The organism is Gracilibacillus suaedae (assembly GCF_017599345.1).
In the GTDB taxonomy this organism is placed as follows: domain Bacteria; phylum Bacillota; class Bacilli; order Bacillales; family Amphibacillaceae; genus Gracilibacillus; species Gracilibacillus suaedae.
The window spans coordinates 42,204-61,521 of sequence record NZ_JAGFVL010000063.1; the positions used below are offsets into that span (position 1 = coordinate 42,204).

Consider the following 19,318-nt stretch of genomic DNA (forward strand, 5'->3'; position numbering starts at 1 on the left):
ACCGACACTTTTTTTATGAATATTTTAAACTTGTCTAGTTAAAATGATCATGTTTCATTACGCTTTTTATTAAATTTCGGAGGTGGCTGATTATTAGCAAAGATATGAATGTCAATGAGAGTATTCGTGCACGTGAGGTGCGTCTCATTGATTCAAATGGGGATCAATTAGGAGTAAAATCTCGTCAAGAAGCGTTGGACATTGCTCAAACACGAAACCTTGATTTAGTATTGGTGGCACCAAAAGCAAAACCACCTGTATGTCGTATCATGGACTACGGTAAATACCGTTTTGAGCAACAGAAGAAAGAAAGAGAAGCACGTAAAAAACAAAAAGTAATTAACGTGAAAGAAGTACGTTTAAGCCCAGGTATTGAAGAGCATGATTTCAATACGAAGCTTCGTAACGCGCGTAAATTCTTAACAAAAGGAGACAAAGTAAAAGTCTCTATTCGCTTCCGTGGACGTGCGATTACCCATAAAGAATTAGGTCAAAAAGTATTAGAACGTATGGCAGAAGAATGTAAAGACCTTTCCACTGTTGAACAGAAAGCAAAAATGGAAGGTCGCAGTATGTTCATGATGCTTGCACCTGTAAACGAAAAGAAATAACTAGCTCAAGCGGTGAGTTAAATAGATTTAGTTTCAAGGAGGAAGTAATAATGCCAAAAATGAAGTCACACAGCGGAACAGCTAAAAGAATGAAAAAGACAGGTTCTGGGAAGGTAAAACGTTCCCACGCATATACAAGTCACATGTTTGCAAACAAGTCTCAAAAACAAAAGCGTAAACTTCGTAAGTCCGCTCTTGTATCAGCTGGAGACTACAAACGCATTAAACAAATGCTACCTAAATAAGGTCGATTATTTACTAAACCATTTACAACAGATTCGTTGATTTATAGGAGGGAATTATTATGGCACGTGTTAAAGGTGGAACAGTTACACGTAAACGTCGTAAACGTATATTAAAGCTAGCTAAAGGTTATTATGGTTCAAAACATTCATTGTTTAAAACTGCAAAACAACAAGTAATGAAATCAGGTCAATATGCATATCGTGACCGTCGTCAGAAAAAACGTGATTTCCGTAAACTTTGGATTTCTCGTATCAATGCTGCGGCACGTATGAACGACCTTTCTTACAGCCGTTTCATGCACGGATTAAAGCTTGCTGGTGTTGAAGTAAACCGTAAAATGCTAGCTGACTTAGCTGTAAATGATGAAAAAGCATTTGCACAATTAGCAGACCAAGCAAAATCTGCTTTAAAATAAGATAGTTACAGATGATTACGGATAGTTCTGATAACGGAGCTATCCGTTTTTAGTACTATAAAAAATTTAAACCGTGATATAGAAACAGAAATCGATCAATTATATCCATAATTACAAACAGGCTAAGGTTGTGAAGCAAATGTTAATATATTTAGCAATTATTAATATCATATCGTTATTTACTATGTGGATAGACAAAAGGAAAGCAAGAAAGAATAAATGGCGTATACCGGAAGGACGAATTTGGTTCTTTGCTATTATTGGTGGAGCACTGGGAGCGACTATCGGGATGTATGTATGTCGACATAAAACGAAACATCCATTATTTCTAATCGGTTTACCTTTTATTGCGATTATTCAATGGATATGGATCATCATCTTTTTCATGTAATGGCTGTCATAAAGGCTCGTCTCTTGTCATATAGTTTTGTAGAAGGAGCTGATGAATGATGCCAATTGAAATGCTTAGCCAAATAAAAGTAATGGAAAGCTATGCATTTGTAGCCCCTGTGCTTTTTATTATGGTTCATATCCTTCGCCCACTATTTTTTATTCCAGTCTTGCTGCTGTGTATTACCGGTGGGCTTGTGTTTGGCTTGTTAGCTGGCACGATATATTCCATTATTGGTTTAATGATTTCGAGTATTATCTTTTACCTGATCATTCATTTGTTGCCTGCCATTGAAAAACGCTGTAAACGGTTGGAAGAAAAGTTGTTAGGTAATGAACTATCGTTAAATACCATTCAAATTATGTTATTAAGAATGCTGCCATTTATCCACTTCCACCTTATGTCCTTCTGCATATATAAAAAATCCGTAAGTTTTTCCTCTTATTTAAGGACAACATTTTTAACGGTTATACCTGTAGCTTGTTTTTATACTACTTTAGGTAAAACGATCCAAGAAATATCCATCTATTATGCGATTCCACTTGTAGTAATGGTATTAATTCTTGCCTATTTAGTCAGAAGAAAACAGGTAATTATTAAATGGCAAACCTTTTTTCAGCAAAATACAGCATAAGAATACATAGGTGCAATTTGTCTGTAAATCAAAAAATAAATGAGGCTAACACTTGATAAGTTTAGTAGATCACTGATGGAAGATTCATCTAATAGAGAAAGCATCAATAAAGGAGTCCATGCTAGATCAACGGTTAGTGTGGATCCTTAATTTTTATCAAGATGTAAACGTCTGTACTCCTTCCACTTTAAAAATCTGGCATAAGCAAAGAAGCTAAGTGGGGGAATAAACAAATGCTAACTTCCTGCTATTCCGCTATTGCTTGATCTACACTGGTTTGTTAGAGGCAGGATATTGATTTTGTATCTATTATTTGTGATATTAAATGATAAATTGCCTTCTCCATGGTAGAGTAATGCAAATGGAATTATCATATTATCACCATCTAAGGATTTGAAAGATCATACGAATGATGTAACACAGGGGGCAAGGGATTATTTCCTTGCCTCTACTAGGTGATGCTCAAAAGTCCAATAAAAAAGGTGCACTGAGTTCCACATTGGCGATATGATAGGACGTAATCGTTACATTGTAGCAAAAAAATATCGATGGGACGAGCAATTGCTGTCCCAGAACGTTGCAAATTTAACCGAGTTGATCCTTTTTATCGAACTTTTGGTACGACCACTATATAATGTTAATTTAACTATCTCAGAAAAATTTTAAGAAATGTCAATAAATTGACCGTTGCAACGGTCAAAGACTAGTGAAACGTTTTCTATAAATTGAGTTATTATAAAAAGTAGGAAGGAGGGGGGCTGTGAGTTCAAAAGATAATCGTGAACAAAAGCTATTACTGTTTCTTTCAAAAAATCAAGATTACGTAAAATCAGAGAATTTAACAGAAATATTAAATGTTTCTCAAAAAACAGTATATCGTCTTATTAAAAAAATAAATGATGATCATGAAGGAGGTTCATTAATTCTATCTGAAAAAGGGAGAGGGTATAAACTAGATTACGAAAAATTCATTAATTATCAAAAAATCAATAAGAAGTACAAAGAGAATCAGTTTTCTCCTTCAGAGAGACGTAAACGAATTATGGAAGAATTATTATTGTATTCACCTAAACCTATCAATATATATCGCTTATTTAACAAATATTATGTAGGTGATTCAGTTATCTTTAATGATGAACAAGTAATGAGTGAAGAACTGAAAAAGTACAATTTAACTTTAGAACGAAAAAACAAAACGCTAGCAATACTAGGGGAAGAGTTTAATATTAGGAAGGCTATAAAGGACATTATTGAGATATTTAATATTATTGATATTGATGATTTAAAGAATAATAAAGAACTTAATTTCAATAAGTACGACGTTTTGTTTATATTGGATCAATTAAGAAATATTGAGGAATATTTAGCTATTACCATTCCCTATCCATATAATGTAAACATTTTCTCACACTTGTATATATTACTAAGTCGTTCAAGAAAAATTCCTGCTTGCAACTTTACTGATGAAATGGCTAAAGATGGAATAAAAAATATGGAAAATGATCCCGTTTTGTATGGGGTTGCAAAAGTCATAGTCAATAATATTAAAAAATATCTAAACAGTGATTTACCAGATATTGAGATTTATTTTCTTTATCAATACTTAGTTTCATCAAGGATGCAAGGATCTTTTGTACAAACAACCACTCTTTCATCCGAAGTTATTCAAGTGACGAAAGTATATATTGAAGAAATGAGTATTAAATTAGGGATTGATATAGAAAAACAGTCTATATTTATTGATTTAGCCAACCATATTAAACCAATGCTTAATAGGTTAGAACATAAAATTCGAATTAGAAACAACTTATTAAGCGAAATTAAGACAACCTATGAAGAGATATTCGTGGATGTAACGAACGTATCTAAATTTGTAAGTGAAAAATTCAGCTTACCGACGATTAATGACGATGAAAACGGTTTTATAACTCTGTATTTTGCTAAAATTATTGAAACGAGCCAATATCAACGGCCTATCAAAACACTTATCATGTGTACTACTGGAATTGGAACCTCAGACCTTTTAAAAGTAAAAGTATCAAAAAAATTTCCTGAATTAGAGATCGTTGATGTAATGGCAACTCGTAATATGCAAATGATTAAAGAGAAACACGCCGATGTTGAATTGATCTTAAGTACAGTTCATATGGAGGCTGAAGTGCCTATTCATTATTTATTGGTAAGTGCGTTATTTACAATGGAGGATCAAAAGAGACTTCAAAAAAAGATAGAGGAGATTTACCTTGAACGATAATTCATTCTATCAAGTTTACTTTAATTGTGAGTTAGAAACAAAGAAAGAAGTACACAATTTTATTTCTAACATTGTATGCCAAAATAACATTTCTATCAAAGAGGAAGTTGTCAATCAACTTATTAGAAGAGAAAAAGCAGGTAGTACATTAATAGCTGAACACGTAATGTTACCTCATATCGAAAGCGATCATGTAAAGAATAGTCAAATTATATTCATTCGCTTAGCTAAGCCAATATTGACTTGGGATGATCATATAGAAGATATTCGCTTATTAATTGTTCTTTTATTGAAGAGAAGCGAAAGTGAGCATATAAAGAAAAAAATATCCCTATTTACTAGGACATTAGCAGATGAAGAGTATTTAAACCGATTATTGAATAGTAAGGAAAAATATAATTTTGAACAAGAAATTATAAGAATATAAGAGTTGTTGTAAGTACTGTTGGAAACGCACACATGTGTATTGCACTAGAAAGGTATCAAATATCACAATTAAAAGCAGGAGGAGAGAAAAAGGTGGAAATAGATAATATAGTAGATTTAGAAACGATCAAAACCAATATGCATGCGAAAAATAAAGATGATGCATTAAAAGAATTAGCAGAATTATTATTACAAAATGAATACATTAGCGATGTTAATGGTTTCATGACAGACATTTATGCGAGAGAAGCAGAGGGCCAAACTGGTATCGGTAATTATATTGCTATTCCTCATGGAAAAAGTAGTTTTGTGAAAAAAATAGGAGTAGCTATAGGGATTAATGAGGATGAAATCCCGTGGGAAACCTTGGATGGAAATGGAGTAAAAGGGGTCATCCTTTTTGCTGTTGGAAATGACAATGATGGAGCACAAAATCATTTAAAATTATTATCATTATTTGCGAGAAAATTAGGAAATGATGAAGTAGTTGAAAACTTGTTACAGTCAAAAAATGCTGAAGATGTAAAAGAAGCTTTCGGTCAATAAAAAGGAGGAAATATTTATGAATATAGTAGGAGTTGCTGCTTGTACTGTCGGAATCGCACACACATATATTGCTCAAGAAAAATTAGAAAATGCCGCAAAAAAAGCAGGTCATGAAATTGCCATAGAAACACAAGGAACAATAGGAACAGAAAATGAGTTAACTGCAGAACAGATTGCTGAAGCTCATGTTGTTATTCTAGCAATCGATGTTAAAATCTCAAATCGAGAACGTTTTGAAGGAAAGCGGATTATTGAAGTTCCCACTGAAGTTGCTGTGAAATCACCGAATAAACTGATTGAAAAAGTAGAGAAAATTGTTGAACAGAGTTATCAAGAGAGGGAAAGCAAATGAAAAAAATCAAAGAATTGAATCTTAAAGGTCATTTACTGACTGCGATTTCCTATTTGATTCCAATTGTGTGTGGAGCGGGTTTTTTAATAGCAATTGGGATGGGCTTTGGAGGTACTAGTCAAGATCAATTAATACAAGGTGAATTTTCCTTTTGGGATGCTTTAGCAACAATGGGGGGAGCGGGTTTAGGTTTACTACCCGTAGTCATTGCTACAGGTATCTCTTACTCCATCGCAGGAAAACCCGGGATAGCTCCAGGTTTTATCATTGGTCTAACAGCTAATGCAATTGGTGCTGGATTCATCGGTGGAATTTTAGGAGGATTCTTATCGGGGTATCTTGCGGTTGCCATTTTGAAATATTTGAAAGTTCCTAAGTGGGCTAAAGGATTAATGCCAACTTTAATCATACCTTTTTTAACATCCATCATTGGTGGGGTAATTATGGTTTACATTATTGGTTCGCCAATTGCTGCTTTTACTTCGTTATTAACCAATGCATTAAACAGCTTAGGCTCTTCTTCATTATTAGTATTTGGTGGAGTGGTAGGTTTATTGAGTGGAGTTGATTTCGGTGGTCCAATTAATAAAACTGTGTTTGCCTTTGTTTTGACCATGCAAGCAGAAGGTATTAATGGACCAATTACAGCATTACAATTAGTCAATACAGCAACACCAATTGGCTTTGGATTAGCTTATTTTATAGCAAAATTGTTTAGAAAAAATATTTATACAACATTAGAAACGGAAACATTGAAATCAGCAGTTCCAATGGGTGTTATTAATATTGTTGAAGGTGTCATTCCAATTGTGATGAATGATATTATTCGCTGTGTGATTGCAACAGCTGTAGGTGGTGCGGCAGGTGGTGCTGTATCGATGTTGTTAGGAGCAGATGCAACCGTACCATTTGGTGGAGTATTGATGTTACCAACTATGACGAATCCGTGGACAGGAGTTGTAGCACTACTAGTAAATATTCTTGTAACGGGATTGACCTTGGCTTTAATTAAGAAAAATAAGACTCAAGAGGAAATGTCGACGCAAACAGAAACTGAGGAAGACGATATTGATTTAGATGATATTAAAGTCTATTAATTATAAATATGAGTGTATTTAACTGAATTTTTTGTTGCAGTAAAAATTGAAGATATTGAAAGATAACAAACTTAAATAAAATTAAAAATTCTGATTAAGTTTAATAGTCGCCTATATTGCTATTGGGTTAGCTCTATCTTGTTTCGTTTCGGGGCCATTAGCAGTAAAAAATCAAATTGCATAGAAAATTGTTAAATATAATGAATAAAAGGAGAATAAATAGAATATGAGAAAAGTAGAATTTTCACCTTCACTGATGACAATGGATTTAGATAAATTTAAGGAACAAATTACTTTTTTAAACAGTCATGTAGATTCTTATCATATTGATATTATGGACGGGCATTATGTTCCAAATATAACCTTATCTCCTTGGTTTATCGAAGAAGTACGAAAAATAAGTGATTTACCTTTATCTGGTCATCTTATGGTAACTGATCCTAGCTTCTGGGTTCAACAATTAATTGATGTGAAGTGCGATTGGATTTGTATGCATGCAGAAGTACTTGATGGTTTGGCTTTTCGATTGATTGATCAGATACATGATGCGGGATTAAAAGCAGGAGTAGTATTAAATCCTGAAACCTCAATTGAAGCGATTTTTCCTTATATTGAATTAGTAGATAAAATTACGATTATGACAATTGATCCAGGCTTTGCCGGACAACGATTTATTGAAAGTACACTAGATAAAATTGTAGTTTTAAGAGAATTACGAGAAGAAAAGGGTTATCACTACGTCATTGAGATGGATGGATCTTCCAATCGAAAAACATTTAAGAGAATTGATGCAGCAGGTCCTGATATTTATATCGTTGGTCGAAGCGGATTATTTGGGTTAGATGAAGATATCAAAAAATCGTGGGAAATCATGAGTAATGATTACGAAGAAATGACTGGAAAAGTAATATTATAAAAATGAAATCATGGTGGTACAAGAACAATAAAAATTTGGTAGCAAATACCTTAGTATATGGAGGTAATGATATAAATGCGAATTGATTCAACGTCTTCAGCAATTTTTTTCGATTTAGATGATACGTTATATGATTTAATGGCACCATTTGCAAGCGCACTGCAAAAAGAACTGCCTCATATATCACAAACACTGGGCAATGAAATTGATTCATTCTTTTCAGCCACTCGACAATATATTGATGGTTTGTGGAAAGAATATCTTAAAGGAGAAAAAACACTTCAAGAAATTAGAATCGAGAGATACCAGCTTGCTGCCAGGGACTTTAACTTAATAATATCAACGGATGAAGGCAAGCGACTGCAAGAACAATATGAGGCAGAACAAGCTAAAATTTCACTCCCACCTGATGTTGAAGCTCTTTTGCGTGAATTGAATGACAAGGACGTGTGCATTGGAATAATTACTAATGGAACAACTGAAGGGCAGACGAACAAAATAAAGACGTTGGAGTTAGATCAATATTTCTCCGATAACCATATTTTTATATCCAATGAAATAGGTCTCGCTAAACCGCAACCTGAAATTTTCCATTTTGTACATGAGCGCTGTCAACTAGAGAATTATAGGTGCTATTATATAGGCGACTCATGGAATCTAGATGTGGAAGGTGCTCTTCATACTAATTGGTATCCGATATGGTTCAACCACCGCCATCGAGATCCACAACGTCATACAGAAGGTTACTTAGAAATTACTAATCTTAGGCAATTAGATATTGTTTAACATGGTACTATTTGTATCTTGAATCCTGTTTAATATTCCAGTTGTTATGCTAGTTGTTTAAATGGATTAGTATTCGCTACCTTAATAAACGGGGTTTTAAAAATTAAAAATCCCGTTTATTTCTTGTCAAAGAAAGTATAAACAGACAGATGTATAGCTCCAAGCGCCATAAACTTGGCGAATTCCCTAAGCGTGCTACGATAAGTCATAATCGGTTCGCTTTTTTCAGTGATTCCTTTATCTCAGTTGCTACAGTCCAGACACTACGTTTTAAGAGGGCACTTTGCGCTTTTCATATCTTAGAGGGGTTATAGTTTCTCAATTTCGCTTTTCATGCTACCTAATGCTTTGAGACCAACCTTGTTATGATTTAAAATGTAGTTTGTTAATAGGATATTTCCAATCAATGTTAGCGTGAGGATATCGAATCAGTATCTCTTCCTCTAAGAAATAGAGATCCTTGCGCTCAAATCCTTTCAATTTCTCTGGATTTCTCGTGTGCATCACGATGTTAATCACTTCAAAGGCATCTTCTGTTGTGCCTAAATACTTTTCCCCTTCAAATAAAAAGCCTTTGTACGTAATAAAAAAGTTTTTCTTAATATTATCATTGTAATCAAGAAAATAGAATTCATTTTTTTCCTGCGCAACTTCCAGTTTCCTCTTTGGATTAACGATATATTTATAGGCAGTATATATTAATACAATCATAGCAATTACTACTAAAAAACGAAAAAGAATAACGATCACGAACATCAACTCCTAAAATACAAGACTTCTAAATAGGCTTACGAATTTATCGATGCTTTGGTTTCAAAAAAATAAACCAAACATGCTATAATATGAGAATAAATCCAAAAACTAGAGGGAGAACTATATGAATTGGCAAACACTTTTTGATATGCAGCGAGAATTAGATAACTATATTTTAGCACAACATGATTTGAAAAACGAAAATGTTTTTGATAAAAAGGTATTAGCGCTCTTGGTAGAAGTTGGCGAATTAGCAAATGAAACAAGGTGCTTCAAGTATTGGAGTGTAAAGCCAGCTAGTGAGAAGGCTGTTATCGCCGAGGAATATGTGGATGGCATTCACTTCATCTTATCATTAGGATTGGAATTAGGAGTAGATCAATATGAGTCAAGTAATCAAGCTAGTGATGAAGATTTGACATCCTTGTTTCATCACGTTTTCCGTTCCATTTCTGTGTTAAAGGGAGAACAGTCGGTTGAAGCGTATAGAGCTGTCTTTGATACATATTTAATTTTAGGCGAAAAATTAGGCTTTTCTGCAAATGATATAAAAAAAGCTTATGTGGATAAAAATAAAATTAACTTTGAAAGACAAAATCAAGGTTATTAATTTCTAGGAGGAAATTTTATGTCAAACTATGAGCAATTAACGATGTTAAAAGAACTAACAGATGCACGGGCTATTCCAGGAGATGAAAGAGAAGCACGTGAAGTCATGAAGAAATGGATTTCACCATATGCTGATAAAGTCTATACCGATCATCTTGGAAGTTTAATCGCCGAAAAGAATGGGGACGAAAACGGTCCAAAAATAATGGTAGCTGGCCATTTGGATGAAGTTGGTTTTATGGTAACACGGATTGATGATAAAGGTTTTGTCTATTTTCAAACAGTTGGTGGCTGGTGGAGTCAAGTGATGCTGGCTCAACGTGTCACTATTCTAACTAAAAGTGGAGATGTTACAGGGGTAATTGGTTCAAAACCTCCTCATATCCTTTCAGCGGAAGCTCGCAAGAAACCAGTGGATATTAAAGATATGTTTATTGACATTGGTGCATCAAGTAAAGAAGAAGCAGCTGAATTTGGTGTTAAACCTGGCGATTCTGTTGTTCCATACTTCGAATTTACTCCATTGAAAAACGAAAAATTATTACTTGCCAAAGCATGGGACAATCGTATTGGTTGTGCAATTGCGATCGAAGTATTACGAAGATTAAAAGGAGAAGATCACCCTAACCGTGTTTATAGTGTTGCAACCGTACAGGAAGAAGTCGGATTACGAGGCGCAAAAACCTCTGCATATACAATTGAACCTGACATTGGTTTTGCAGTTGATGTTGGTATTGCAGGAGATACACCAGGCGTTTCAGATAAAGACGCAGATAGTAAAATAGGTGATGGCCCGCAAATAATTCTGTACGATGCCTCTATGGTATCTCATAAAGGATTAAGAGATTTTGTTGTTGAGACAGCAGATCAGCAGCAAATTCCATATCAATATGGCCATTTGGCTGGTGGAGGAACTGATTCTGGTTCGATTCACTTAACTGCAAATGGGGTACCGGCTTTATCGATAACCATTGCTACAAGATATATACACACACATGCTGCAATTTTGCATCAAAATGATTTCGAAAATGCTGTACAATTAATTGTCGAAGTTATTAAAAATTTAGATCAAGATACGGTAGATAATATTACTTTTTCTTAATTGTGATCAATCAAAATTGATATACGACAAGCACGAACATCAATTTTGATGTTCGTGCTTTACTTTAGAGTTATCAGTAAGTTATTTATGTTTTGTTTACTCATTCTAGTTATGCTAAGTATTTGCCCAGTACTTTTTGTACATAGGATTGTGTTTCTGAGAAAGGGGGAACATCATTATATTTATCAACATTTCCTGGACCTGCATTATACGCAGCTAATGCTAAAGTTTTGTTGCCATCATACCGATCCAACATTTGTTTTAAATATTTTGCTCCGCCTAAAATATTTTCAACTGGGTCAAATGGGTTTTGAACCCCCAATCCTTTAGCTGTTTCAGGCATTAATTGCATTAAACCCTGAGCTCCAGCATGGCTGACAGCCTGTTGGTTATAATTTGATTCTGTTTGGATAACCGCATCAATTAATTGTGGATCGACATTATATTGGTTTGCTGCTTGTTCAATGATAGCAGAAATATCAGAAGTAAATCTCGTATTATCTGATATATCTGTAACTGGGTTGGCATTTAATTGTGACCTTATTGACTGGGCCGTCTCAGGATTATTAAGAAAGTATTCAGCAGGTATCTCACTCTTGTTAGATGTATCGGAAGAATTTCCGATTAAGGATTGCAATAATTGACTAAAATCAGTCTCTGTATCATTGGTATTAGAATTACCTGTCAAAGTAGACATCGCCTGCATTTGCATTAAATGATAAATCGATTGTACGTTCAATGAAACGCTCTCCCTTTTTAGTAAAATATATCTATTATAATAAATATACAATTTATCAGTTGAAAAAGCAATATCTTGAAAAGGAAAGAGCTAAGCTTATGGAAATGTAGAGAATGACTGATAAATATTTGAAAGTGACTGATAAAATGAATGGAGCCATTGCTAAACCACGATACCAACACAAAAGTTCCGATCATCGTTTTAGGATGATCGGAATTCTTTGGGTTTTATTGATTAACTGCTTGTTCTAAAGTATCAAGAACCTCTGATTTTTCTGATTCGTCTGCTTGTTGCCAATATAATTCAAACAAAACACCAAGACCAGGAAGCATCTTTTCTTCCCCACTTTGAATCGCATCGACAATAGTAGCTTCTAAATCATTAGCTGAATTACCTGATACATTGGACATGATTGCTTTTCGTAAATTTAAATCCATATCATCACCCCACATCTTTTACATTTTTCATTATAGTTTGACCTTTATAAAGGATAATATGTATGATAGAAACATCAAAAAAGAGGAATGAGTTAAATGCTAACATCTGTTAAGAATGAAAAGGTAAAGAATTGGCGAAAATTAAAAAAGAAAAAAGAGCGAGATATCGAGTCGAAATTCATAATTGAAGGCTTTCATCTCATTGAAGAAGCACATAAAAGTAATTGGGAAATAACAGAAATTATCTACCAAATGGGAGTAGAGGTTAATCCAGAATGGCAGCATTACCCATTATATGAGGTTTCAGATAATGTAATGATTGCTCTAACGGAAACGAAAACACCTCAAGGAATATTGGCAGTGGTGAGGAAGAATGAATCAAGAGAAAGACATCTTCAACGCGCTTTGTTGGTAGATCGTGTTCAAGATCCAGGCAATCTTGGGACAATGATCCGAACTGCAGATGCTGCAGGATTTGACACCATCATTTTAGGAAAAGGTACCGTTGATTTGTTTAATGATAAGGTCATTCGATCTACCCAAGGTTCTATGTTCCATCTTCATATTTATGAAGCAGATTTACATGAGGAAGTCGATCGATTACAGCAGGAAGATACTATAGTATGGTCAACAGGTTTGGACAATGCGACTTTTTATCATGAAATAGATGTACCGGATAAGCTTGCAATAGTGGTTGGCAATGAAGGATCTGGTGTTGATCCTGATTTAATGAAAAAAGCCACTCAAAATGTTAAAATTCCGATATATGGGCAGGCAGAGTCATTAAATGTCAGCATTGCCGCAGCTATTCTTATGTATGAAGTAGCAAAAAATTAAACAGTTGGACTTGCAACATTTGCAATGCTTGCTTATACTATATGAAGTAAAAACATTTATAAAAGCGTCGAAAGAGCTAGTAAATGTGTGACATATCGTTTCAAGGGAAGAAGCATCACAGACTGGAAATGCTTCTAACGATCACATGTTGAAATTTCACTCTGGAGCTGGCACTTGGACCTTAGTTGATAAGTAAAGGTGTTCCGGTTTATACCGTTATCTTTTAACTTGAGTGGATATAGTGAACTATATCAACAAGGGTGGTACCGCGATACATACAGTCTCGTCCCTTTTTTTAGGGACGGGACTTTTTTAATTGCTTTCCTTTAGGTATACATGCCAAAAAAGCAGACTGTAATGAGTTTTGAATAAAAGAAGGAGGTTCACAAAATGAAAGAACAATTACAAGCATTAGAAAAAGAAGCACTAGAAAAAGTAGATGATGCAACATCGCTCAAGGAATTACAAGATGTAAGAGTTGCCTATTTAGGTAAAAAAGGTCCGATCACAGAAGTGTTGAGAGGTATGGGTAAATTATCGAAAGAAGAACGCCCGGTAATCGGTGAATTAGCTAATAAAGTAAGAGGTAATATTGCAGACGCTATTGATAGCAAAAAGGCATCAATTGAAGCTGCAGAGCTCGAAAAACAATTGGAAGAAGAAACAATTGATGTTACTTTACCAGGACGACCTGTTCCAACAGGGGGCCCACACCTATTAACAAGTATTGTTGAAGAGATTGAAGACTTATTCATCGGAATGGGATTCGAAGTGAGTGAAGGTCCAGAAGTGGAAACAGACTATTATAATTTCGAGGCATTAAACTTGCCAAAAGGACACCCTGCACGTGACATGCAAGATTCTTTTTATATAACCGAAGAAATATTGATGCGTACGCATACTTCACCTGTACAAGCAAGAACCATGAATGCGATGGAGGATAAACGTCCTGTAAAAATGATTTGTCCTGGCAAAGTGTATCGTCGTGATACCGATGATGCGACACACTCACATCAATTTACGCAAATCGAAGGGCTTTATGTAGACAAAAACGTGCGCATGAGTGACTTGAAAGGTGTACTGGACCGGTTTGCGAAGCAGATGTTTGGCCAAGAACGCGAGATTCGCTTACGTCCCAGCTTCTTCCCTTTTACAGAACCATCGGTTGAGATGGATATTTCGTGTAAAGTATGTAACGGAGAAGGATGCAGCGTATGTAAGCAAACTGGCTGGATCGAAATTCTAGGTGCCGGAATGGTACATCCCCGTGTATTGGAAATGGCAGGGTATGATCCGAAAGTATACAGTGGTTTTGCATTCGGTATGGGGCCAGAGCGAATTGCGATGTTGAAATACGGTGTGGACGATATTCGTCATTTCTATACTAATGATATGCGATTCTTGAAGCAGTATCATCAAGCATAAGGAGGAGGCTGAAACATGTTTGTATCATTAAATTGGTTAAAAAATTATGTAGATATCGATCAATTATCCCCGGAAGATTTGGCGGAACTTATTACCAAATCAGGGATTGAAGTAGAAGGGTTAGAGCGCTTTGCAAGCCCAGCAAATAATGTCGTTGTTGGTTATGTGGAAAGCTGTGAAAAACACCCGAATGCAGATAAATTAAATCTATGTCAGGTGAATGTAGGTGAGGAAACACTGCAAATCATCTGTGGTGCACCGAATATAGCCCAAGGTCAAAAGGTTGCTGTAGCAAAGCCTGGTGCCGTTTTACCTGGAAACTTTAAAATAAAAAAAGCAAAACTACGTGGTGTGGAATCCAATGGTATGATTTGCTCCCTGCAAGAATTAGGAGTAGAAGAAAAGTTTGTACCAAAAGAATTTGCTAGTGGCATTTTCGTATTTCCGGAAGATGCAGAAATTGGTGCAGATGTAAACGAACTATTGAACCTCGATGATATTATTATGGAACTTGGTTTAACACCAAACCGTTCAGATGCATTAAGTATGCTAGGTGTTGCATATGAAGTAGCGGCTATTTTAGATGTACCAATTCGTTTGCCACACACGAATTACCATACTGAAGAAGAGAAAGTGGAAAATTATGTTTCCGTCAAAGTAGAAGCTGCAGAGCAAAATCCATACTACGGTGCGTTTTTATTAAAAGATGTAAAAATTGGTCCGGCACCACTATGGATGCGTAATTACTTAATGGCAGCAGGTATTCGACCAATAAATAATGTGGTAGATATTACGAACTATGTGTTATTAGAATATGGTCAACCATTGCATGCATTTGATTTTGATAAGTTTGGTTCAGATGAAGTAGTTATCAGAATGGCGCATGAAGGAGAAAAACTTGTTACACTAGATAATCAGGAACGTACATTAACAAGTGAACATTTAGTGATTACCAATGGAAAAGAACCGGTGGCACTTGCAGGTGTGATGGGTGGTGCCGATTCAGAGGTTTCTGAGCAAACTACCACGGTATTATTAGAGGCAGCATATTTTGAAGGGCAAACCGTCCGTAAAGCAGCTAAAGATTTTGACTTACGTAGTGAAGCAAGCAATCGATTTGAAAAAGGAGTAGATCCTAATCGTGTTCAGAAAGCTGGTGAAAGAGCTTGTAAATTGCTACAAGAATATGCAGGAGCAACTGTGTTAAATGGTGTTTTTGAGTATGATCATTTAGATTATTCAGAGAAAACTGTAACGATTTGGACATCTACGATTAATGATCGCTTGGGAACAAATATTTCTAATGATGATATTGCTGATATTTTACGAAAATTAAATTTTAATTATGAGCAGGACGGTGAGACATTTACTGTTTATGCACCAACTCGTCGTCAGGATATTGTTATCTTTGAAGATATGTTAGAAGAAGTAGCACGAATTTATGGCTATGACAATTTACCTTTCACATTACCAAGTGGAGGTGCACAAGCAGGAGGTCTTACAAAACAGCAAGAACTAAAACGCTATGTTAAACGATTCTTAGAAGGTGCCGGCCTATCTGAAACGGTAACCTATTCATTAACAAGTAAGGAGCGAGCAACTGAACTTGTTAGTCCTGAAGTAGCTGAAGCAATGGTTTCTTCTGTCTCCCTAGCAATGCCGATGAGTGAAGAGCACAGTACTTTACGTTTAAGCATCTTGCCAGAAATGCTATCATCTGTTGCCTATAACCTAGCTCGTAAGCAAGTAAATGTAGCTTATTATGAATTAGGTAGTATCTTCATTTCAAAAGAAGAAAAAGTGACACGACAACCGGATGAAAAAGTAAGATTAGCTGGTGCGCTAACAGGAGAATGGCTCACACATCCATGGCAACAAGAGAAAAAAACAGTAGATTTCTTTGTTGTGAAAGGAATTGTAGAAGCTTTATTTGAATCATTAAATCTTAATGTTACTTTTGTTCAGGCAAAAGTGGACGGAATGCATCCTGGTAGAACAGCTCAATTATTCATAGGTGATCAGGCAATAGGTTTTGTTGGACAGGTGCATCCGCAATTACAAAAAGAATATGATTTGAAAGAAACATTCGTGTTTGATATCGATTTTGATTACATTCTTAGCATCCATGAAAATGAACCTAGCTTTGCCAAGATACCTCGTTATCCAAGTGTAACAAGAGATATTGCAATAGTTGTCGATGAATCTGTCCAGGCAGGTGCATTACAAGCAGCGATCGCACATGCTGGCGGAGAATTGGTGAAAGATATTCAAGTATTTGATGTGTACCAAGGCGAGCATTTAGCAGAAGGTAAGAAGTCGATTGCTTTCAGCTTATTCTACCAAGACCCTGAACGAACGCTAACAGATGAAGAAGTAGAATCTTCTTACCAAGCGATTCTAGATGCAGTAGCAAACGAACATAATGCGGAATTAAGAGGGTAAATAAAAGGCTGCAACGTTGAATAGTTGCAGCCTTTCTCACTTTGTAAGGAAAGTATATAAACATTGGTATCATAACTTTTTTAGAGGTTTCCATGCTATATTTTAGCGCTTTTATGGAATAATAATCCAAGTTTCTAGCTCTGACATATGTTGTAGAGTAGTACTTAGCGTAGGCCGCCCACTTTCACTCCTGTGGGAATTGTTTGGCCTGAAGATCCACTTTTTCGAGCGGTTTTGGCTCGAAAAAGTTAGCTGAATGACAACCCCCACGGAAAGGGAAGTGGGCAGCCGGAGTGGTGGTGTTACTGTATAAAAATCTCAAAACTATTACATAGGTAAATTGATATCATTTAGAATAAAGCAACTTAACTTTTTATATATTTCAAAGCTTTATCCGTATTAGCAAAGTGCATTTTCGCGACTTGAGATAATGTATCTAACCCATTTTTTTTAATAAAGTATGCTGCAGCTTCATCGACTTTACTGGAAGCCCCTTTTGGAATCGTGAAGCCGTACTGCTTGGACATTTGATCCATCTCTTTCACAAACTTAGCACGTGCAATGATCGAGGCAGCGGCAACAGAAGTGGAATAACTTTCGGCTTTCGTCTTAAAAAAGGTGTTTTTCTCTAATTTCATGCCCTCTTGACCGATATGTTTTAGGTAGGAGGATGGCTGACAAAATTGATCGATTAGGATACCATGGCTAGGTGCTTGCCCGATTTTTGTCAATAATTTTTGGATGGCATGCTGGTGGAGCATGGCCTTCATTTTGCCTTGATTCCAGCCTTTTTTCTGCAATTTATTATATTTTGTATTATCTAATGTTAACAAAGTGTAAGGAATCTTCTCTCGGACAATTTCTTTCGCTAGTAAGGCTATATTGGCATCTGTTAATGTTTTGGAATCGGTAATGCCCAAGGATTGGAGTAACTGGACTTTTTCCTCTGGGACATAAACAGCACTAACAGTGATCGGGCCAAAATAGTCACCAGTGCCTGCTTCATCTGTGCCAATATGTGCATGTCTATAAAGTGTTTCAGGTGGCTGATATTCATGCTCGTTAACCGAATCTTTAGCGCGGTTGGGGGAAGATTGCTGTATAGACTGTGCATTCCATTTCCCTGCTTCTTGTTGAGCATGATCACCTTGAAACATAACCTTTCCGGATTTGTAGGCAGTAACCGTTACATGGTTAACTTTTGCTAAGAAAAGACTATTTGGCGGAATTTTGGTAATATATTTTTCGTAGTATTCTTTAACCTTAGATAACTCACTTTTGGAAAATTGTAATACGATATTTGACAACAACATTCGTCCTTTCTTTAACATAAGAGTATAAAAGAGGAGGCTGTAACTGGGCGCACTCCTTTTTCTATAAGTATAACAGAGATAGGTTTTATCAGAATAGTTTTCTATTTGGTTGCTTCATGTTAATATTAATTTTAAGGTTATTTGTCTAGAAGGGGGAATCATGGTGTCCCAGCCAGAAAAATCACGAACAACCGTTGATATATATGGAAGATCATATAATATTGTAGGAAATGAAAAACCTGAACAAATCCGAGCTGTAGCAAATTTAGTAGATGAAAAAATGCGTGAAATTCATGCTGTGAATAAATCATTAGATTCCACTAACTTGGCTGTTCTGACAGCTGTAAATACAATGAATGATTATATGAAACTGAAAGAAGAGTTTGAAGTATTACAAAAATTACTAGAGGAGAAAGAGGAATAATTTTGTCATGGTGAACTTTATATTGATTGTTTTATTAATTATCGGGGTACTTGTTGGTCTGAGAAGAGGTTTTATACTGCAAGTACTTCATCTTACTGCGTTTATTATTGCTTTTATTGTAGCAGCTACATATTACGATGATGTTGCTTCAAAATTAGAATTATGGATACCATATCCTGAGGTAATGTCTGATTCTTCATGGGCTGTCTTTTTAGAGTCATTACCTTTAGAAGCAGCCTATTATAATGCGATTGCGTTTGGTGCTTTATTCTTTGTAACTAAAATTATCTTGCAAATCGTAGCAACTATGCTTGATTTTGTTGCGGATTTACCACTGTTGAATGTTATCAATAGTTGGCTTGGAGCTATTTTAGGATTTATAGAAGTTTATTTACTTATTTTTGTTACACTTTATATTTTAGCACTTGCACCTGTCTCCGTTATTCAGGACTATATTGATGGTTCAAGTATTGCCACTTATATTATTGAACATACACCAGTATTAACGGATAAATTAACAACGTATTGGTTTGAAAATGATCCATTCAATAATGGTTAATCCA

General features: G+C 35.4%; 23 protein-coding genes and 2 other annotated features (1 of these 25 running past the window's edge). Of the genes, 19 read left to right on the forward strand and 4 right to left on the reverse strand.

Annotation, left to right across the window (positions count from 1 at the left end; genetic code table 11):
* Nucleotides 1-20, forward strand: a sequence feature (ribosomal protein L20 leader region); it begins 112 nt to the left of the window's first position.
* A gap of 84 nt (nucleotides 21-104) precedes the next feature.
* The 12 genes from infC to J5J03_RS20755 all read left to right on the forward strand — a co-directional run bounded on the left by infC (nucleotide 105) and on the right by J5J03_RS20755 (nucleotide 8,674).
* Nucleotides 105-611, forward strand: coding sequence for a translation initiation factor IF-3 (gene infC / locus J5J03_RS20700; RefSeq protein WP_018931298.1), 507 nt, complete (start codon nucleotides 105-107; stop codon nucleotides 609-611).
* Nucleotides 612-661: 50 nt separating this feature from the next.
* Nucleotides 662-856 (forward strand): 50S ribosomal protein L35, encoded by a 195-nt coding sequence (gene rpmI, locus J5J03_RS20705; RefSeq protein WP_208592281.1) that lies wholly within the window; start codon nucleotides 662-664, stop codon nucleotides 854-856.
* Between the two features lie 59 nt (nucleotides 857-915).
* Nucleotides 916-1,272 (forward strand): 50S ribosomal protein L20, encoded by a 357-nt coding sequence (gene rplT, locus J5J03_RS20710; RefSeq protein ID WP_018931300.1) that lies wholly within the window; start codon nucleotides 916-918, stop codon nucleotides 1,270-1,272.
* Between the two features lie 139 nt (nucleotides 1,273-1,411).
* A complete protein-coding gene (locus J5J03_RS20715) occupies nucleotides 1,412-1,663 on the forward strand; it encodes a DUF1294 domain-containing protein (RefSeq protein WP_208592282.1) in 252 nt (83 codons plus the stop codon).
* 55 nt (nucleotides 1,664-1,718) lie between these two features.
* A complete protein-coding gene (locus J5J03_RS20720; RefSeq protein WP_208592283.1) occupies nucleotides 1,719-2,297 on the forward strand; it encodes a TVP38/TMEM64 family protein in 579 nt (192 codons plus the stop codon).
* Between the two features lie 760 nt (nucleotides 2,298-3,057).
* On the forward strand, nucleotides 3,058-4,551 hold the full coding sequence (locus J5J03_RS22310) for a BglG family transcription antiterminator (RefSeq protein WP_208592284.1): 1,494 nt from the start codon (nucleotides 3,058-3,060) through the stop codon (nucleotides 4,549-4,551).
* Complete coding sequence (locus tag J5J03_RS20730; RefSeq protein ID WP_208592285.1) at nucleotides 4,541-4,978, forward strand: PTS sugar transporter subunit IIA; 438 nt, start codon at nucleotides 4,541-4,543, stop codon at nucleotides 4,976-4,978. Before J5J03_RS22310 ends, J5J03_RS20730 begins: the two co-directional genes overlap by 11 nt.
* Nucleotides 4,979-5,070: 92 nt before the next feature.
* Nucleotides 5,071-5,523 (forward strand): PTS sugar transporter subunit IIA, encoded by a 453-nt coding sequence (locus tag J5J03_RS20735; protein ID WP_208592286.1) that lies wholly within the window; start codon nucleotides 5,071-5,073, stop codon nucleotides 5,521-5,523.
* 16 nt (nucleotides 5,524-5,539) lie between these two features.
* Nucleotides 5,540-5,875, forward strand: a complete 336-nt coding sequence (locus J5J03_RS20740; protein ID WP_208592287.1) for a PTS fructose transporter subunit IIB — start codon at nucleotides 5,540-5,542, stop codon at nucleotides 5,873-5,875.
* Complete coding sequence (locus J5J03_RS20745) at nucleotides 5,872-6,972, forward strand: PTS fructose transporter subunit IIC (RefSeq protein WP_208592288.1); 1,101 nt, start codon at nucleotides 5,872-5,874, stop codon at nucleotides 6,970-6,972. Before J5J03_RS20740 ends, J5J03_RS20745 begins: the two co-directional genes overlap by 4 nt.
* A gap of 226 nt (nucleotides 6,973-7,198) precedes the next feature.
* Nucleotides 7,199-7,888, forward strand: coding sequence for a D-allulose 6-phosphate 3-epimerase (gene alsE / locus J5J03_RS20750; RefSeq protein ID WP_208592289.1), 690 nt, complete (start codon nucleotides 7,199-7,201; stop codon nucleotides 7,886-7,888).
* 75 nt (nucleotides 7,889-7,963) lie between these two features.
* Complete coding sequence (locus tag J5J03_RS20755; RefSeq protein WP_208592290.1) at nucleotides 7,964-8,674, forward strand: HAD family hydrolase; 711 nt, start codon at nucleotides 7,964-7,966, stop codon at nucleotides 8,672-8,674.
* A 363-nt stretch (nucleotides 8,675-9,037) separates the two neighbouring features.
* Here the strand turns inward: J5J03_RS20755 and J5J03_RS20760 are convergent, their stop codons facing one another.
* On the reverse strand, nucleotides 9,038-9,424 hold the full coding sequence (locus J5J03_RS20760; protein ID WP_208592291.1) for a sigma-w pathway protein ysdB: 387 nt from the start codon (nucleotides 9,422-9,424) through the stop codon (nucleotides 9,038-9,040).
* Between the two features lie 127 nt (nucleotides 9,425-9,551).
* Here J5J03_RS20760 and J5J03_RS20765 point away from each other — a divergent pair, with 127 nt between their 5' ends.
* Nucleotides 9,552-10,037, forward strand: coding sequence for a dUTP diphosphatase (locus tag J5J03_RS20765; RefSeq protein WP_208592292.1), 486 nt, complete (start codon nucleotides 9,552-9,554; stop codon nucleotides 10,035-10,037).
* Between the two features lie 18 nt (nucleotides 10,038-10,055).
* Nucleotides 10,056-11,138 (forward strand): M42 family metallopeptidase, encoded by a 1,083-nt coding sequence (locus J5J03_RS20770; protein WP_208592293.1) that lies wholly within the window; start codon nucleotides 10,056-10,058, stop codon nucleotides 11,136-11,138.
* Between the two features lie 109 nt (nucleotides 11,139-11,247).
* Here the strand turns inward: J5J03_RS20770 and J5J03_RS22210 are convergent, their stop codons facing one another.
* Both J5J03_RS22210 and sspI read right to left on the reverse strand, forming a co-directional pair.
* Nucleotides 11,248-11,877 (reverse strand): lytic transglycosylase domain-containing protein, encoded by a 630-nt coding sequence (locus J5J03_RS22210; RefSeq protein ID WP_269435862.1) that lies wholly within the window; start codon nucleotides 11,875-11,877, stop codon nucleotides 11,248-11,250.
* Nucleotides 11,878-12,104: 227 nt separating this feature from the next.
* A complete protein-coding gene (sspI, locus tag J5J03_RS20780; protein WP_208592294.1) occupies nucleotides 12,105-12,314 on the reverse strand; it encodes a small acid-soluble spore protein SspI in 210 nt (69 codons plus the stop codon).
* Nucleotides 12,315-12,410: 96 nt separating this feature from the next.
* Here sspI and J5J03_RS20785 point away from each other — a divergent pair, with 96 nt between their 5' ends.
* The 3 genes from J5J03_RS20785 to pheT all read left to right on the forward strand — a co-directional run bounded on the left by J5J03_RS20785 (nucleotide 12,411) and on the right by pheT (nucleotide 17,018).
* Complete coding sequence (locus J5J03_RS20785) at nucleotides 12,411-13,151, forward strand: TrmH family RNA methyltransferase (protein ID WP_208592295.1); 741 nt, start codon at nucleotides 12,411-12,413, stop codon at nucleotides 13,149-13,151.
* Nucleotides 13,152-13,209: 58 nt separating this feature from the next.
* Nucleotides 13,210-13,445 (forward strand) — a binding site (T-box leader).
* A 96-nt stretch (nucleotides 13,446-13,541) separates the two neighbouring features.
* Nucleotides 13,542-14,576 carry a phenylalanine--tRNA ligase subunit alpha gene (gene pheS / locus J5J03_RS20790; protein WP_208592296.1) on the forward strand — a complete coding sequence of 345 codons (1,035 nt, stop codon included), beginning with the start codon at nucleotides 13,542-13,544 and terminating at the stop codon, nucleotides 14,574-14,576.
* Nucleotides 14,577-14,591: 15 nt separating this feature from the next.
* Nucleotides 14,592-17,018, forward strand: a complete 2,427-nt coding sequence (gene pheT, locus J5J03_RS20795; RefSeq protein WP_208592297.1) for a phenylalanine--tRNA ligase subunit beta — start codon at nucleotides 14,592-14,594, stop codon at nucleotides 17,016-17,018.
* Nucleotides 17,019-17,383: 365 nt separating this feature from the next.
* On the opposite strand, the gene rnhC is transcribed toward pheT, so the two are convergent.
* The gene (rnhC, locus tag J5J03_RS20800) at nucleotides 17,384-18,325 is read right to left on the reverse strand and encodes a ribonuclease HIII (RefSeq protein WP_208592298.1); all 942 of its coding nucleotides are present in this window, start codon (nucleotides 18,323-18,325) and stop codon (nucleotides 17,384-17,386) included.
* 169 nt (nucleotides 18,326-18,494) lie between these two features.
* On the opposite strand from rnhC, the gene zapA reads away from it, so the two are divergent.
* A complete protein-coding gene (gene zapA / locus J5J03_RS20805; protein WP_208592299.1) occupies nucleotides 18,495-18,755 on the forward strand; it encodes a cell division protein ZapA in 261 nt (86 codons plus the stop codon).
* Between the two features lie 7 nt (nucleotides 18,756-18,762).
* Nucleotides 18,763-19,314, forward strand: coding sequence for a CvpA family protein (locus J5J03_RS20810; RefSeq protein WP_208592300.1), 552 nt, complete (start codon nucleotides 18,763-18,765; stop codon nucleotides 19,312-19,314).
* The last annotated feature ends 4 nt before the right edge of the window (nucleotides 19,315-19,318 follow it).